15 protein-coding genes are annotated in these 17,966 nt (G+C 32.9%); all 15 read right to left on the bottom strand.

Annotated elements, in window-relative coordinates; translation table 11 throughout:
• Positions 1–438: 438 nt before the first annotated feature.
• Positions 439–2,907: a beta-mannosidase gene (locus C1Y58_RS00270; protein ID WP_105613989.1), complete on the bottom strand. Its 2,469-nt coding sequence runs from the start codon at positions 2,905–2,907 to the stop codon at positions 439–441.
• 15 nt (positions 2,908–2,922) lie between these two features.
• Positions 2,923–3,762 carry a carbohydrate ABC transporter permease gene (locus C1Y58_RS00265; protein WP_242985298.1) on the bottom strand — a complete coding sequence of 280 codons (840 nt, stop codon included), beginning with the start codon at positions 3,760–3,762 and terminating at the stop codon, positions 2,923–2,925.
• Complete coding sequence (locus C1Y58_RS00260; protein ID WP_170311469.1) at positions 3,752–4,642, bottom strand: carbohydrate ABC transporter permease; 891 nt, start codon at positions 4,640–4,642, stop codon at positions 3,752–3,754. The genes C1Y58_RS00265 and C1Y58_RS00260 overlap by 11 nt, the downstream gene beginning before the upstream one ends.
• An 80-nt stretch (positions 4,643–4,722) precedes the next feature.
• On the bottom strand, positions 4,723–6,114 hold the full coding sequence (locus tag C1Y58_RS00255) for an extracellular solute-binding protein (RefSeq protein ID WP_157949867.1): 1,392 nt from the start codon (positions 6,112–6,114) through the stop codon (positions 4,723–4,725).
• A 166-nt stretch (positions 6,115–6,280) separates the two neighbouring features.
• Complete coding sequence (locus C1Y58_RS00250; RefSeq protein WP_105613987.1) at positions 6,281–7,882, bottom strand: response regulator; 1,602 nt, start codon at positions 7,880–7,882, stop codon at positions 6,281–6,283.
• On the bottom strand, positions 7,860–9,638 hold the full coding sequence (locus tag C1Y58_RS00245) for a sensor histidine kinase (RefSeq protein ID WP_105613986.1): 1,779 nt from the start codon (positions 9,636–9,638) through the stop codon (positions 7,860–7,862). Before C1Y58_RS00245 ends, C1Y58_RS00250 begins: the two co-directional genes overlap by 23 nt.
• A gap of 131 nt (positions 9,639–9,769) precedes the next feature.
• Entirely contained in the window at positions 9,770–10,030 is a 261-nt protein-coding gene (locus C1Y58_RS00240) for an HPr family phosphocarrier protein (RefSeq protein WP_105613985.1), read from the bottom strand.
• 22 nt (positions 10,031–10,052) lie between these two features.
• Entirely contained in the window at positions 10,053–11,777 is a 1,725-nt protein-coding gene (gene ptsP / locus C1Y58_RS00235) for a phosphoenolpyruvate--protein phosphotransferase (RefSeq protein ID WP_242985297.1), read from the bottom strand.
• 9 nt (positions 11,778–11,786) lie between these two features.
• Positions 11,787–12,764 carry a sugar-binding transcriptional regulator gene (locus C1Y58_RS00230; RefSeq protein WP_105613983.1) on the bottom strand — a complete coding sequence of 326 codons (978 nt, stop codon included), beginning with the start codon at positions 12,762–12,764 and terminating at the stop codon, positions 11,787–11,789.
• A 71-nt stretch (positions 12,765–12,835) separates the two neighbouring features.
• A complete protein-coding gene (locus C1Y58_RS00225; protein ID WP_105613982.1) occupies positions 12,836–13,540 on the bottom strand; it encodes an L-ribulose-5-phosphate 4-epimerase in 705 nt (234 codons plus the stop codon).
• Positions 13,530–14,396: an L-ribulose-5-phosphate 3-epimerase gene (locus C1Y58_RS00220; protein ID WP_105613981.1), complete on the bottom strand. Its 867-nt coding sequence runs from the start codon at positions 14,394–14,396 to the stop codon at positions 13,530–13,532. The genes C1Y58_RS00225 and C1Y58_RS00220 overlap by 11 nt, the downstream gene beginning before the upstream one ends.
• A 23-nt stretch (positions 14,397–14,419) precedes the next feature.
• Positions 14,420–14,698 (bottom strand): PTS sugar transporter subunit IIB, encoded by a 279-nt coding sequence (locus tag C1Y58_RS00215; protein WP_105613980.1) that lies wholly within the window; start codon positions 14,696–14,698, stop codon positions 14,420–14,422.
• A gap of 41 nt (positions 14,699–14,739) precedes the next feature.
• Complete coding sequence (gene ulaG / locus C1Y58_RS00210) at positions 14,740–15,804, bottom strand: L-ascorbate 6-phosphate lactonase (protein WP_105613979.1); 1,065 nt, start codon at positions 15,802–15,804, stop codon at positions 14,740–14,742.
• Between the two features lie 34 nt (positions 15,805–15,838).
• On the bottom strand, positions 15,839–16,282 hold the full coding sequence (locus C1Y58_RS00205) for a PTS sugar transporter subunit IIA (RefSeq protein ID WP_105613978.1): 444 nt from the start codon (positions 16,280–16,282) through the stop codon (positions 15,839–15,841).
• A gap of 174 nt (positions 16,283–16,456) precedes the next feature.
• Positions 16,457–17,878 (bottom strand): PTS ascorbate transporter subunit IIC, encoded by a 1,422-nt coding sequence (locus C1Y58_RS00200; protein ID WP_105613977.1) that lies wholly within the window; start codon positions 17,876–17,878, stop codon positions 16,457–16,459.
• Positions 17,879–17,966: the final 88 nt, after the last annotated feature.

Genomic DNA, 17,966 nt, shown 5'->3' with positions numbered 1-17,966 from the left:
TAGAATTAAATTCTAACGAAATCAAAGTTTATTTCTTGGGTATGTGTTACACTGTTCAGTTTCCAATGTTCTAAATTGTCATCTGTTGTTTTCGCAACAGAATTATATTCTATCAAATGTTTCGACATTTGTCAATAAGTTTTTGATATCAATTGTAATAATTTGATTTTTATTATTAAATATTGTAATCAATTCACTTTATTTACTTTTATGTCGTTTTGTGTTGTTTTCCTGACAACGAAGACTAGTATATCATCTCTCTCCTACACTGTCAACAGCATATGTAAAGTTATTATTTTCAATCAATTTCTATAATTGATGAAAATCATATTATTAAATAAAATTCAATAGAATAGTTTCTAAAAAGCAAATCAATTGCATATTAACATTCACAATAGCGAAGGGACTCTACACCCCTTCGCCATAGTTACCTTTCTTTTATTGACTCATATCATAGATACTTCTAATACAGATATGATCACTAAGCCATTCTCGATTAATATTTTCAGGTAAAGTATCTTTAGATACATTAATTATTCTCCCAATATCTTTATTCATATCAAAGTAATTATCCTCTAATACTATATCCATATCTTTAAAATCAATTTCTATATATTTCGCATAATTAATTGTTTTAAAGCTGAGTGTAAAGTCTTGACCATTATCAATGACTTCAAATGAAATTTTGGGATCTAAGAATTTAAAATATTTAGGTTCAGTAAATAGGGTACTACCACTACCTATAATTTGATCATCGCATATTAAATAATAATCCATATAGGTAGAGAACCTCTCTTCTTTTGTTAAAAGGTCATTACTAAAGTCTAATGAATCCATATATTTAGATGATAATTGCTTAACTTCAGCATCAATTGTATCACTGTCTAATACTTCACCATTATTCTTTCTTAAATACCATTTTATCTGACCTTTAAAAGTATCAAGTGTTTCATTAGCAACTGCAAAGCGAACTATTGAGTCGGTATCTTCTACAGATAACATGATAGGAGCAAAAAATCTTTTTGCAAAGTAATGTAATGCTTTCCATCTCCCGTAATAATCAATACTAGCCCAAGAGGCTACAGGCCAACAGTCGTTTAATTGCCAATATATCGCTCCCATACATCTATTTCTATTTCTTCTCCAGTGCTCAACACCGTATTTAATAGCCTCTGCTTGTAGTAATTGTGAAGTATAAAGTAAAGAATCAAAGTTCTTAGGATATTTAAAGGTTTGAGCTAAGTACCCTAAAATTCTACCATTAGCTTGGCCATTCTTTTGATGATTTTCCATGACATAAGAAAAAATGTTTCTGTCTTCAGGCAGCGTAAACGATTCAACTGTTTTCAGACATGGAAATGATTGGAATCCAAACTCAGAGCAGAATCTAAAGTAATATTTACGATACTCTTTAAAGGGTTTTAATCGATGCCACACTTCCCAATAATGAACATCACCTCTGTTTTCATCATTTGGATGATCAAAAGATCCACCTGAAGAAGGTGAAGCAATCCAATAGAATCTATTAGGATCATGTTCTTTCGCTACTTCAGGTAATATATATTCAAATTGCTTAATATAATTCGCCTTTAATTTAGGATCTGTACCAAATCCCATATCCCAGTCTGTCCATCCCCACTCTAATTCATTATTTCCGCACCATAATCCTATACAGGGATGATTCCTCAATCGTTTGATATTATCTTCTGTTTCTTTTTTAATATTTTCAATAAAATCATCTGTCAATAAATAGGGTGCACAAGCAAAGAGTAAATCTTGCCATACAATCAATCCCATTTCATCACATAGCTCATAAAAATAATCATCTAAGAAGTAGCCGCCGCCCCATGTACGAATACAGTTAAAATTGACTTCAATACATTGCTCAAGCAGTTTTCTTGTTCTCTCTTTATTACATCTCGTTATAATACTATCTTCTGGGATATAGTTAGCCCCCATTGCAAAAATTGATAGTCCATTAATCTCAAATTCAAAGGATTGACCCCACTCATCTTTTTCTTGCTTGACAGATAGGGTCCTTAAGCCTACTCGACATTCATATGTATCAAGAGTTTCATCCTCATTTTTTAATATAACTTCCACATCGTATAGAGGTTGCTGTCCATAGCCATTAGGCCACCATAATTCTGGGGATGAGATTTCAATAGATAGTTTTTCCTTTTCCTCTTTTAACGCCCTTACCGCCGTCATTATTTCGCCACTTGGTGATGTCACATTGACTGTACAATTTAAAGGGCTGTTATTTAATCTTTTTGTATGAACAAGTAAATCCAGTTGTACTCTATTTTCTTCGTGATTTTGAACAATATAAACATCTTCTAATTCAGCTTGATTATAGCCTACTATTTCTATATCTCTAAATATGCCCATATCCGGTAATTTTGGACCCCAATCCCATCCATACATGCAATGAGCCTTTCGGACTTGTTCAAAACCACTTACCGTATCTGATGCATCATAAATTGGATTCTCTTCATGCTTTTTTAACGCATAGTTGATCATTGAATGGAAATAGAATTTTATTTTATTTTCACCAGCAATTAAGTAATCTTTCACATTAAACTTATAGGTTCGATGCATGTTATCGACCTGAGCTAATAACTGATTATTTAAATAAATATCAACCACTGTATCGAGACCTTGACATACTAAGTTTAATTGGTCCATAGTAAGGAAATCTTGACTTACTTCAAATGCTTTTTCATATACGAAATCATTTTTTAATACCTCATAGGTAGTCCATTCATTATCTCTATAGAATGGATTCTCTAATAATCCTACTCTTAATAGATCTTTACAAACTGATCCCGGTACTTCTGCATTTATCCACTCTGTTTCAGTAGCTTTTCTAAAAAGCCACTCACCGTTCAAGATGATTTGTTTCATACATTTCCCTTCTTCCTATCCTTTTACAGCTCCTTCTGCCATACCTTCTATAATTTTTTTATTAAAGATAAGATATAAAACGAGTACTGGAGCTATTGCTACTACCATAGCTGCCATTTGAGTAGGGTAATCAGTAGCATATTGCCCACTAAAACTCTGTAAAGCCAAAGAAACTGTTTTATACTTGTCAGAGTTAATTAATACTAAAGCAAAAGAAAATTCATTCCAGTTTCCAAAAAAACTCAATATCCCTACAGCTACTAGCATAGGTTTACATAATGGTAGTATAATTGTAAACATTGTCCTAGATAACCCACTTCCATCGATCATGGCTGCTTCATCCAATTCTTTTGGTACACCATTTAGATAACTTTCTAAAAGAAATAATGTAAATGGTAAACCAAATGCAACATAGGGTAAAATGAGTGTAAAACGTTTATTAAAAAATCCAGCATTTTTAAATTGAATAAAAATAGGTATTAATAATGCATGAACAGGAACAAGCATACCAAATAAAAACATGATATATAATATCTTTCTTCCCTTAAAATTAAAACGAGATATAAAATAAGCTAATATAAAGGCTAATATAATAATGATGGTTGTTGATACAGTAGCATTAAACAAGCTGTTAAATGAGTATTTTGCTAAATTACTGTTTTGAAATGCTTTAATATAGTTATCAAAATTAAGCGATTGAGGTAAGGCTATAATATCCCGATTGAATTCACTTGATTCTTTCAATGATGAATAAAAAATCCAAGCAATGGGATAAACACATGAGATAGAAAATATACATATAAACATGTTAATGATTAATTGTCCAACTTTTCTTAGAGTATGATTAATTATCACTTTTTTCCCTCCCTGCTATATACCGAGTGGTTAGTACGATACCCAAACTAATAATTAATATTAATACCGATGCTGCACTACCATAGCCTAATTTATATTTTACAAATGATTGCTTATACGCATATATAGCTAATACCATGGAGCTTGTTCCGGGTCCTCCACCAGTCATAACTAATATATGATCAAATATTTTCATATTACCTGCGATACATAGCATGATACATACAATAATTGTACTTTTAATAAGAGGAAAAATAATATAGACAAGCTTTCTCCATCCTGTAGCACCATCAATTTCTGACATCTCCAGTACAGATGTTGGAATCGTTGACATTCCTGATAAAAGTAAAACCATGTAATAACCAATGTACTTCCATATAAGAGGAATACTAACAAACAAAAGTATGGTTTTAGGATCATCTAAATATGGATGAATTAAAAAATCTAAGTTCAATGTAGATAATAGCCAGTTTAATAGTCCATAATCCTTATTATATATAATAGTCCAAACGAACCCGATAACGACAGAGGATAAAACAACTGGAAAAAATATAACTGATCGATGGATTTTTTTGAATTTTATGAATTTTGATTGTAATAATGCTGATAATACAAGTGCGATACCAATCTGTCCAATAATGCAATATAGAATGATGACTAAGTTATTCTTTAAAGATCTCCAAAATAAATCATCCTGTAAAATATCCATATAATTAGCAAATCCCACAGCCTCCATGTTCGGTCCACCTGACCAATCAAAAAAACTATACCTTATGGCTCCAAATACAGGTAACAATACAACAAAGGAATACCAGATAACAGGAATACCTAAAAATAATAAGAATTGACGCTTACTTGGTTTTAAACTATCATTAATCAAATATCTCACCTCTACTTCATAAACATCTATGTAAACATCTCTCACCAAATGGAGAGATGTTTACATTTATTTGTGTCAATTTACTTAACGTCCTCATATTCTTTCTGAATTCTATCAGCTAACTCTTCAGGGCTTATTGCATCAATTAATAATTCTTGAAGTCCAGAATTCATAACTTCGATTACAGCAGGATCAAAAACTAAGTCATAAGTTGAACAAGGTTCAAATCCAGCTACTATATTGAAATAATCAACTTGTAATGGATGTAATTTTGATTTATCATATGTATCACTTTGAATACTTGGAGTCTTACCATTTTCATACATTTTCTTTGAATACTCTTCAGTAAATAATGACTGATAAAAATCCGTAACATAGGGTACCTTTTCATCTTCTAATTGTGCATTAAGTGAAAGGGCCCAGCCGCCTGTACCACCACTAATATAATTTTGAGGCTGTGATGAACCTTCAACTGCAGGCCAAATTGCTAGTTGAGTTGCATTAAGAACTTCCTCAGAACAATCCTTAATTAATGAACTTAATGCCCAGTTTCCTTCAACAAACATAGCAGCTTCTCCGTTATAATAAGGAACTCTTTGCTGCTTATATTCAACACTATTTAAGTCTTCGTTAAAAGCCCCCATCAATGCTAAATCATACATCACTGCTAATCCTGAAATAAATTCTGGATCTGCAAAGGATGCACCTGTTCCTTCTACAATACTTTTATTCCAATCTTGACCAGTGAATCTTGCACCAATTGTACTTAAATAACATGACTCAGCTAACCAATTTCCTTTATTACCCATTGAAATAGGCAGATACCCTTTACTTTTTATTTTTTCAATGGCTTCAACAAACTCTGGCATTGTTTCTGGGAAGATTTCAATACCACATTCATTAAAGATATCTTCATTATAGTAAATGACGTGAGTAAGTCCACCAGAATCCATGCATAATCCATATATTTGATCATCTACTAGGAAGTTTAGATAACCCCCAGGAATAAAACTATCTCTCCATGCTGGATCTGAATCCAAAATATCATTTAAACTACGCAATCTACCATTTTCAACGAAATTTTTAGTCCAAGATCCTTTCACTTCAAAAAGATCAGGCAATTCATCTGCTGCAGCTAAGATTTGAGCTTTATCTTGATAAGCATCATGAGGAATATATTCGACTTCTATTTTAAGATTTGGATTTAGTTCTTTTGTTTTATCGACAGCATCATAGAAAATCTCTACACGAGCATCTTCATCTTTACTTGCTTCGTTATGTGTTGACATCATTGATACAACAACTTCTTTTTTCTCAGTTTTTTCTGGCTCTGACTTTGTTGTATCACTTTCTTTAGTCACATCTTCACTTACATTATTCGCTACATCATTACTCTCATTATCTTGAGTGCATCCCACAAATGAAAAAACCATTGCCATACAAATTATAAACGCTATTAATTTTTTTAACATATTTCGTAACCTCCCATTAAATTCGTAACAAGGCCTTGTATGTATATTCATTATATAATAATGTGTTAAGAAAAAAAGAGATGTAATCTATAAAAAAGTACTATAATTATCACAATTAGAGTGTGTTGTAAAACTTACAACACACTCTGTAAATATAACTTGTTGTTTATACACTTTTTTTCTTGAATTCTCTTGGTGTACAGCCTTCATATTTCTTAAAATTGTGGGTAAAGTAACGATAATTACTATAGCCAACCATCTCAGCTACCTCATAAGTTTTATATCTAACATCCTTTAATAAATGCTTGGCTTGTTCCACCCGGTATTTTGTTAAATACTCTTTATAATTTTCTCCTGTTTCTTCTTTGAATACTCGACTAAAATAATTAGGTGTGACATAAACAATATTAGCTAATGTTTCCAGAGTAATATTTTCATTATAATGTTGATTCATATAATCAATAGCAACTGTAACGATTGTATTATACGTATTCTTTCTATTCTCTTTAATAAATTGAATGATTGCTTCAAAAACTTCCTTCATCCATTTCTTTAGGTCATATACTGTTTCTAACTTATTAATCTCCATAAAAGGATCTTTTAAGGTTAATTGATCGTAATTAAGTTCCATCTCTTCAAGCAAGTTTAGTCCTAAATAGATAATTCTTAAACACATACTTTTTATTGTATTATAATCTAGTTTTCTATAAATACAATCTTTGATAAGGAGATCGATGGTCTCATTTATACCTTCATCCTCTAATGATTTCACATGCTCAATCATCTTCTTATCATAATCATTTCTTTCTTCAATTAAGAAAAAACCTTCTATAGCTGTATCGTCATTTGAAAACTGAATAATTTTCCCTTTGCCTATATAAGCTTTTTTTCTTAATGCAGTAAAAGCTTCATTATAGCTTTGATCCATTAATGTAACTTTATTGTACTTTTTCCCTACTCCAATTGTAACCGATATCTTAAAGCTATTAAATAGCGTATCCTTTATTTCCTCGCATACATCAAAGATATCCATTTGTGATTGTTTAATGTTGATTACTCCAATAATATAATTAGAGTTATTGGAAAAGATAGTCCCCTCCACATAATCATCTAATATTTCTTGAATGATGGTCATCATATCTTGAGTGATAGTATTCTTTTCAGAAACGGGTAATTCATCTAACATAAAATAATAATTATCTATCTCTAAAATGAATACCTGATACCAAGGTCCATTGAAGTTTAATTTTAACTGTTCACTTTTTGTCATGATGTTTTTTACATCAGTCATTTGCTTATTAATAATTTCATTTAAAAATTGAACCTGCAAAATAGAGAGATTCTCATAAATTAAATGATGATTTAACCTTTGTTGCTCTTTACTTTTTCTTTCCTTTTCAATTTGATCTTTAAGATTGGTTACAGTATGAATCAGTTCATCAGCCCCTATAGGCTTTAATAAAAAATCTTCTACTTGGTATTTAATAGCTTGTTTTGCATACTCAAATTTATCATAGCCTGTGAGAATAATGACTTTAGTGTTTGGAAAATGCGTCTTTATTTTTTTAGTACACTCTAATCCATCCATCATTGGCATTTTAATATCAATAACAGCTATATCTGGTTCATATTGCTTAGTCTTCTCTAGTGCCTCTTCCCCGTTTGATGCTTCAGCAACAATTTCAATACCATACTGATACCAATCAATAGAATCTTTAATTCCTTTCCTTATGACCTTTTCATCATCAGCTACTAACATTTTGATCATTCAATAACCCATCCCCTCTAATAAAAGGTTGCTTTACAAGAACAGTAACTCCTTTTCCCTCCTCTGAAAAGAAATCAATCCCATAACCTTCTCCAAAATGCAATCTTATTCGTTCATTAACATTTTTCATGCCATAACCTTGACTATTTTCTTTCTTATATAAAATTTCATCGATAATATGTTGGTCTATTCCAATACCATCATCCTTGATAATATACACAAGATCCTCCTGTTGTTTGATGATTTTAACCCAAATATTTCCTTCCTCCACCCTCTTGCCTACACCATGAATTAAAGCATTTTCTACTATAGGTTGTAAAACTAACTTAATGACTTTACAATCGAGAATATCATCATCAACATTGATACTAAATGTAACATCATCTTCATATTTAACCTGCTGTATGGTCATATAACTTTTTAGATGATCTAACTCCTTACCAAGTGTAGTAAATTCATTCCCTTTATTTAGAGTCAATCGAAATAATTTTGATAACGCAATAATTAACCGTTCAGATTCATGAGCTTTTTCCATTCTACACTTCCAATAGATCACATCCAATGTGTTATATAGAAAATGTGGATTAATTTGGGCTTCTAAAGCCTTCAGTTCTGCTTCCTTTTGCATAATCTTAGCATAATAAACTTGAGTGAGTAATTCTTCTAATCTTTTAGACATTTTATTAAAAGTAGCGGCTAAGATACCTATCTCATCATTTCGCTTTAAGGTTAGTCTAGCAGAGAAATCTTCTTGTTCAACATCTTCCATCACGTTTTTTAGTTCCTTTAATGGATGAAGAAACTTATAGGAAATTAACCTTGAGAGTATTATGCAAATGATAATACTAATGACCAGAATCATAACGGTTATGTTACGTATAATGTTCATTTCAGATAAAATATCCTCGATGGGTATTAAATTGATCAAATACCAATCTAAATCTTGCATGTAATAATACGTCACTAAAAATTGTTTATTTTCCATGACGGTTTCATAATACCAGAATTGTTCTTCTTGATTTATTCCTTGTAGTAGACTTTTATTGATCTTACTGTTTAACATCTTTTTGTCAGATGAGGAAATAATATTTTGATTGGAATCAATGATATAATAGCTCCCTTTCTTACCATTGATATCTTTTTCATAAATTTTAGCAATATTCTCTTCTTTTACATTAACCCGTAGTATGCCTAATGGTTCTATATTAAGATAGTCATTAATTAACCTGACTTGAGAATATACTGGTACGTTTTTTCTCTGAACATTGACTGTTTCTAATTCTTCGTAAACCCAAATACTTCCTCCATTTTTTTCTATAGCACGTTTTTGCAGCTCCTCATTAATGGATATGACTAACCCAGTTCCATTGATAGTAAATGATAATCCATTATCCCCTTCTATATACATGGAATCAATATACTCTGTTGAGCTAATATGAAACAATAATTGCTCATATATTTCATTATTTAGTTGTGATATATCTTTATGGGACGTATCAGAAGGCATCATTAATAATTGCCTCACTGCTTCATTATATATAATATGTAAGGAAACTTTGTTCACATCTGAAACCACATGTTCCATCATTGAACCTATTTGCTGGACAGTACTTAAGTTGGATTCAGCTATATTCTCTTTTAATATGACAGATACTTGTTTATAAACCATATAGCTTGTCAATATGATTGGTACAATGGATAACAGTATAAAGCAAATGAGTACTTTATGTTCCAGGCTAAAGAATCTTTTTTTCATAGATTTACTCCTTATAGTAGTCTTACTTACATATTTTCAAAATATTTTAAGACTATTATAACATTGTAGAAAAATAGAATAAAGAAAAAAACTCCTTTTAAAATATCTTAAGGAGTTTTATAAATTTAAATCTATTCTTTTATGTTTTTAACAAAATCAACTAACTTTTTTAACCCATCTTGCTCACCTTCACCATCAGTAATAATATCTATACAATCTCCTTTAGCTATTGCTAAAGCTAAAAGTCCAAGTATACTTTTGGCATTCACTTCTTTACCATTCTTCTCAATACTTACGTCGCAAGGAAGACTTGATGCGATTTTTATAAAATCTGCTGCAGGTCTTGCATGTAAACCTGTAGGGTTTGTTACTTCAACTGTTTGTTTTACCATACTAACTAATCATCCCTTTCCATTAATCTTCAATATTAGTCAGAAAATCTTCAACCAATTCTAGGACTTGTTCCTGATTTTCTTTCATGAGCGATTCTTCAAGTAATACCTTAGCATCAATTTTTGATATTTTGGAAGCCAATGAACGTACTTTTAAAACCGTAGGAGCGCTCATACTAATTTCATCCAGCTCCAGTCCAAGTAATAACGGTAGAGCTTTTGTATCGCCACCCATTTCACCGCACATGCCAACCCATTTCTTTTCTTTATGAGCTGCATCTACTACCATGTTAACTAATCGAAGTAGTGATGGGTGAAAGGGTTGATATAGATATGATACCTTTTCATTCATTCTGTCTGCAGCAAATGTATATTGAATAAGATCGTTGGTACCAATTGAGAAAAAGTCCACTTCTTTAGCAAAAACTGATGCTGAAAGTGCTGCTGAAGGAATTTCTATCATAATCCCTAATTTATATTCCGGATTAACTTGAACCCCTTCACTAATCAGCTCTTTTTCTATCTTGTGAATCTCATTACGAACACTACGGAACTCATCGATTGTGGCTATCATTGGAAGCATGATATGTAAATTACCATAAACACTAGCTCGTAATAATGCTCTGATCTGGACTTTGAATATTTCTGGTTCATTTAAGCAAAGACGAATGGCTCTATTCCCTAAGAAGGGATTCAACTCTTTTGGCATTTGATAATAATCTAATTCTTTATCTCCACCAATATCTAAAGTACGAATGACCACTGGACGCTGTTCCATTTTTTCTAATACTGTTTTATAGGCTGAAAACTGTTCTTCTTCTGTAGGGAACTTTTCCCGGCCCATGTATAAAAATTCTGTTCTAAATAGTCCAATGCCATCTGCTCCAACTTCTAAGACTTGATCAATATCTTCAGGGCATCCAATATTAGCAGCAATATCAAAAGAAATACCATCTCTCGTCTTACTCTTAAAGTTCTTAAACTCTTGTAACTTCTTTTTATCTTCAATAAACTGCTGTACGCGCTCTTTATAAGAATGAATAGCATCTTCTGTTGGATGAAGAATGATTTCACCTGTGATACCATTAAGGATAACCCTATCACCTGTCTCTAATTCCTCATAAACATTAGAAGCACCTGTTACTGCTGGTATCTGCATTGTTCTAGCCATTATAGCACTATGACTGGTTCGTCCACCTATTTCTGTTATAAATCCCATGACGTAATGTTTATTAAGACTAGCTGTATCAGATGGTGTTAAATCTTTAGCAAGTATAATAACAGGTTCAAAAAGACTATCTAAGCCCTGAGACTGTACACCTAGTATATGTTCAATCATCCTTTTAGCAACATCTTTAATATCAGCAGCACGTTCTCTTATATACTCATTATCCATAGCTTCAAATATTGAAAGGAATTGCTTCGTAATGGTATCTACAGCATATTCTGCATTAACTTTGTCTGCTACTATCAGATTTTTTATACCATCAATGAGTTCTGGATCTTTAAGTATCTCTAGATGAGCACTAAAGATCGCAGCTGCATCTTCTCCCATGTTTTCTAAAGTATTACATCTAATTACCTCAATCTCATTCATACTTTTATCTAAGCTGACCTCTAATTTTGCCAACTCTTTATCAATATCAATAATATCTTTTTTAATAATAGATAACTCAGTAACTTCGTATTTATAAATCTTTCCTATTTGGATACCCTCGCTTGCGCCAATACCATTAATGATCTTCATAATTCCTCCCTATTTCCTCTCTTCATTATAGAGTTCCATAACATCCTTTAAGGTTTCCTCATCAGATACTAAGGTATGAATAAAACCACCTTTAAGAACACTATAGATAGCTTTAGCTTTCTTACGTCCAGAGGCAATAGCTATGATTTTTTTCTCTTTAATAGTTTGTGTTTTAATTCCAACTACATTTCTGTTGATATCCATATCTAAGAAATTCCCATTCTTATCAAAGAAATGCGCTAGCAAGAAGCCTGTTCCCCCTTGCTGAACTATCTTTTCTTTAATATTAGACTCCACGTAATTATCCCATAAAGTCTGTAACGTATTATCAAGTTTTGATTCCCCATCTTGAATGGAACCTATGCCAGTAACAATTAAATCGCAGTTCTCAATCATTGATAAAGTGTCTTTAATGACGGGCGTATTGATAATAGCTTCTCTGGCTATTGGATCATTAATATAGATGGGAGAGGGTAGTGGATACAATTTCCCTTTAAGTTTACTCGATAATGAACGTCCTATACTCAACATATCATTCACATCGATATCATAACTAATGGCACCGAATAATTCTACAATCCTCATATTTGAAAAGGATTTCGGTTTCATGTGTTTAGCTGTAGTACGCACATGTTTTCCCCAAGATATTCCAAGAGTCATATCGTCTCTAAGAGCCATACTCAATTCCTTCGCTGCTGCTTTACACACCTCATCCAATGTATTCTCACGATTGGATAATGTCTTAGATATAACCACATGAGGTACATTGAAAGACCGTCTAACTTCACTTTGGAGTTTTTCAAACTCACCGTTTTGATAATTGATGGTTATATTAACGATCTGTAAATCTCTCGCTTTTTTTAATAACCTAGATACCTTAGGTCTTGATAAATAAAGTTCTTTAGCTATTTGACTCTGTGTCTTTCCTTCAAGATAATAAAGAACAGATGCATCAATAATAAGTTGATATTCTTCTTTATTGAGCATTTTATCACCTTCTTTCTTTCTAGATTATTTTACATTAACACTTCATATATGGTTGTTGTGATCTATTTAATTTATTGTCCATAATAAGCGTTTTTACCGTGTTTTCTCAAATAATGCTTATTTAATAGCGTTTCTTTAATAGGCTTTATTCTATTACTTATTATTTCAGTACGATAAGCCATTTTAGCCACCTCATCAAGTACCTTGGCATTATGTACTGCATCCTTAGGCGTTGTTCCCCAGCTAAATGGACCATGATTAGAAACTAACATACCGGGTAACTCTAAAGGGTTTAAATTGTTCTGTTGAAGCGTTTCAATCATAACTAATCCTGTATTATATTCATAATCTTGTTCTATTTCTATATCGGTCAGTTCTCTTGTACAAATCACTTGACCATAGAAATAATCTGCATGTGTTGTACCATAACAAGGTATCCCCGTGCCAGCTTGTGCCCAGCATGTTGCCCATTCTGAGTGCGTATGCACAACACTTTGAATAGTGTCAAAAGCCTTATAAAGTACCAAATGGGTCTTCGTATCTGAGGATGGTCTTTTTGTTCCTTGGACAATGTTCCCATCAAGATCAAGTACCACCATATCTCCTGCACTCATTTCTTCATAGCTAACACCACTTGGCTTAATGACCACTAATCCAGACTCTCGATCAATAGCACTTACATTTCCCCAAGTGTAAATCACTAACCCTTGTTTCACCAACTCCATATTGGCTTCAAAAACCTCTTCTTTTAACAGGTCAATTCTTTTATCCAACATTAAACAACTCACCTGCCTTTTCTATTAAATGATTCTTTGCATCCTCTATATAAGCAACGCTCTCCTCAAAAGTAATATCTTTTGTATTATCTGCCCACATCTCAATTAAGAAAGGACCTTTAAAATCTAGTTCACTGAGCTTATTAAAAACTCTGACAAAGTCCACCGTTCCTTCACCAAATGGTACACATTTAAACTGTCCCGGTTTTGTATCTTTAAGATGAATTGCAATAATATGATGAATTCCCTTTTCAAGTTCTATGAAAGGGTCACTAGTCCACTGGCTTAAATTACCTACATCTGCATAAATCTGTAACCAAGGTGAATTAATCATCTCTATATATTCTAAACATCTCGTAATAGTACCTATAAATGGTGTATCCATTATCTCGATAGATAGCATAATATTAGCACTGGCTGCTTTCTTTGTAGCATATTGAAGCCCTTCTAGAAAATACTTCTTAGTTGTTTCATCAGACTCTTCATAGTAAACATCATAACCTGCTAACTGAATATTTCTAACCCCTAAATCTTTTGCCAGTTCAATGGCTTTGTCCATAATAACATAAGCTTTTTGACGTACTTTCTCATCCTTACTCCCAAATGGATATTTGCGATGTGCACTTAAACAGATGGAGTTAATATACATATCTTTTTTGTGAAGCTGTTCTTTAATATACAACCGTTTCTCTTTACTCCACTCTAATCGGTAAAGCCTCTCATCTGATTCATCAATGGACATTTCGATAAATTCAAAACCTGCTGCTTTGGCAATTTTAATCTTTGTAGCCCAGTCAAATTTGTTAGGAATAGCTTTCTCATAGATGCCTAATGGATTGTCACATAATTTATACATAATCGTTCCTCTATTCCCATCAATCAGCTAAGAGCTGATTCAACTTTTTCTTTGATTTCTTGTTCAGATAATAGATTAACCAAGCCAACAACCTTTGCATTACCGGCATTGGAAAACTCCTTAACAAAAACTTGGGATACTAACACTAAATCAAAGTTTCTAGCATCTGATTTTGCTTGCCCAACACTAGCATGATGCACTTCACAATCATAACCCATTTCTTTAAGGACCTTCTCAATTTTCATTTTTATAATTAAACTTGAACCCATTCCATTTCCACATGCAGCTAATACTTTTAACATATTAATTCCTCCATTTTTTTGAATTCAAATACTATACATGACTACAACAATGATTTAAAAGGTAGATCTGGTTCAATGGTAAATGCATCGTGGAATCCTCGATTATACATATATACCATGTCATCTTTATCATCTGGCCATGTAAACTTGCCACCTACTTGCCATATAAAAGGTTTAAATCCATATTTCAAACGGTCTTTTTTCATATTCCATAGAGTCATTATCTCATTAGGATCAGCCATAAAATTGGTCCAAATATCATGATGAATTGGGATAACAACCTTTGTTCTGAGACATTCAGCCATTCTAAGAATACCTTCAGCTGTTAACTTATCTGTCATTCCTCTAGGGTTCTCTCCAAATGAGCCTAAAGCTACGTCTATTTCATGTTCGTTACCATGTTTAGCAAAGTAGTTGGAATAATGGGAATCCCCACTATGATATAAAGTACCACCTGGAGTTTTGAATAAATAATTGAGAGCTAGGTCATCCATCTCTTGTGGCATTTGATTTTTCAGTGTCTTCCCAGCAGGTGCTGTAACCAGTTCAGTTCTATCAAAAGACTCAAGTGCAACAATTTCTGTATCTTTAACTTTGTAGCTTTCCCCTGGTGAAAGAGTAACAAGACGCTCTTCTGGAACACCCCAACTTCTCCATAATTCAACACATGCCTTAGGACCTATGAACTTAATTGTATTATCCGTATTTTGACATACTGCAGCTGCTACATTTTCGTCAATGTGATCCCCATGATCGTGGGTAGCTAAGACAGCATCAATTTCTTTTATTTTAAATGGATCGATTACCACAGGTACGTTTCTTAAATTAGGTTGCAATGCCACACACCCAATCATCCTTTGATGCTGGTGTTGTTCTCTCATTAAGCCATCACCATGTGTTCTCTTACCAGATTTAACCCATAGATCTACACATAAGTTTGTATTATTCTCAGTCTTTAGCCAGATTCCTGTACAACCTAACCACCACATGGCGAATGTTCCTGGTTCTACTTGCGTTTCCTCAATTTCTTCGTTTAGCCAACTACCCCATTCCGGGAAAGTATTAAGAATCCAACTTTCTCTAGTAATATTATTAATTTTACTCATTTTTCTACCATCCATTCCACTATAAATTTATGTTCTAAGTATTAAATATCTCTAATACTTCTTCTGCATTCATTGCATTAAATAATGCTTCTTGCTTGTTTTCATCAGATAAAACCATAACAATAGCCTGTAGCATCTCCAAATGCCTATCAGCATCGACACAAGACAAGGAGATTAATAATCTTGCCTTATTTTCTTCATCATCAGTAAAGGATACTGGTTCCTGTAGTAATGTGACACTATATCCTATTTCCACAGACCCTAATTCAGGTCGTGCATGGGGAATTGCTATATTTGGGGCAATAACAATATAGGGTCCATGTTCTTTTACAGATTCTATCATCCCATCAATATAAGATTGTTTTATCTGTCCTCCAATTAATAAAGGTTTTGCGGCAAGCTGAATAGCTTCTTCCCAACTGCCTACACTATCATAAAATTGTACATAATCTGTTGTTAACTTAAACCCTTGAATCATGAAACATTCCTCTTTCCTTATGATTAAGTCATTTATATTTAATTGAACTTATTCTCACAATATGAACAAGCTATTGCTTCACATATATCTTTTGCACAATTGTTCATCCTAGCTTATGAAAATAGGCTCCCTCGGCTATTTCAAGGTAGCCTATTTATCTCTTGTCTTGTGCTCTTATTTATCTCTCATTGTTGTGAAGTAAGTTTCTTTATGACGCTTGTATTGTAACTGTGGAATAATTAAAAGTAATGGTATTAATACTATAGGAACAATAATACCTAAATAGTTGGTTAAGATAGTCGTTCCCGCAAATAATGTTGCCCAGTCAAACATCCCCATCCATCCAATAACCTCTGCTGGACCAATAAGGAAGTGAAGCACAAGGGCTGAACCAAACACTTGAATAAGTCCTGCACAGAATGGAATTATTGCAGCTGCTCTTCTTCCACCTGCTTTGTTGGCAAATACAGCTAAAGTACCATTATCAAAGAACAAGCAAATGAAGCCAGCAATAATAAGTATAGGCGCTTTTAATATTATAAGTGTAAATATAGCAATCATCTGACCAAAGAAACCAAAGATAAAGCCATATGTTGGTGCTTGAGGTGAGAAACCAAATGTAACAGCACAATCTACAGCTGGTACAGCACCAGATAATAATTTATCAGAGATACCTTGGAATGATGCTGTTAACTCTGCTACGAACATTCTTACACCAGTTAAAAGGATAGTGATGTATACAGCAAAGTAAGCACATGTTTCCCAAATGTAAGTACCAAATAGATACTTATCCGTGTTGTAAGAGAAACTGTCTTTACCAAGAATGATCATAATCGTACCAACGAAAGCTGTCATAATAAGTGAATTGGCTACAACGTTATCATTAAGTATAGAAAGGAAGCCTGCTGTTTTTACAGAGTTGACGTCGTGTTCTTTATTACCAATTTTACCTGCGATCTTATAAGCAACCCAAGAACCAAACATTTGTTGATGACCAATAGTAAATCCTGCACCATCTGTTACCTCTTGTGTGGCTTCTATGATTAAGTTGGACATGACTGACCAATATGTACCCATCAATAATCCAGTTACCAAAATTAATGGTACGGATACCGCTTGACCGCCAGCACCTTCAATTACCCAGTAAAGGGCCCAAAGTAATACCGCAGATTGCTGATACATGATATGTCCTGTTATAAATAATGTTCTAATCTTGGTATACTTTCTAAGTGCTACTAAAAGAATATTAAATGCAAAAGCTATCATCATGACATATCCAACAAATGCTAAAGAATCAACTGTTGATAAAAACTCTGTAGCTGAAGTCTGACCAAAGTATGGATCGATGACCAATGCCTCAATACCGTATCTCTCTGAAAGTGTTGTAATAATAGGTTTAAAAGTAGCAACTAAGCCCCCTGTACCAACTTGCAAAATCTTAAAACCTACGAATGTCTTAATGAAACCTGCTAAAGATTCATACCACTTCTTTCCAAGCAGCATGTAACCAATAAATACAACTGTACCAAGCAACAATGGCGCTTGCCCTAAAAACTTATTAATGAAACTTAAAAAGCCTTGTAAAATGAGTTCCATATTTTTTCCCCCTATTTATTTAGCCTTCTGGCTACATTTTATTTGATGATAGTCCTCCTAGCTTATGAAGCTACTTACCCATGGAGGT

The sequence above is a fragment of the Vallitalea okinawensis genome, assembly GCF_002964605.1.
Classification (GTDB): Bacteria; Bacillota; Clostridia; order Lachnospirales; family PQDH01; genus Vallitalea_A; species Vallitalea_A okinawensis.
Note: the sequence above shows the minus strand (reverse complement) of the source record. Positions and strands in the feature narration are given on the sequence as shown.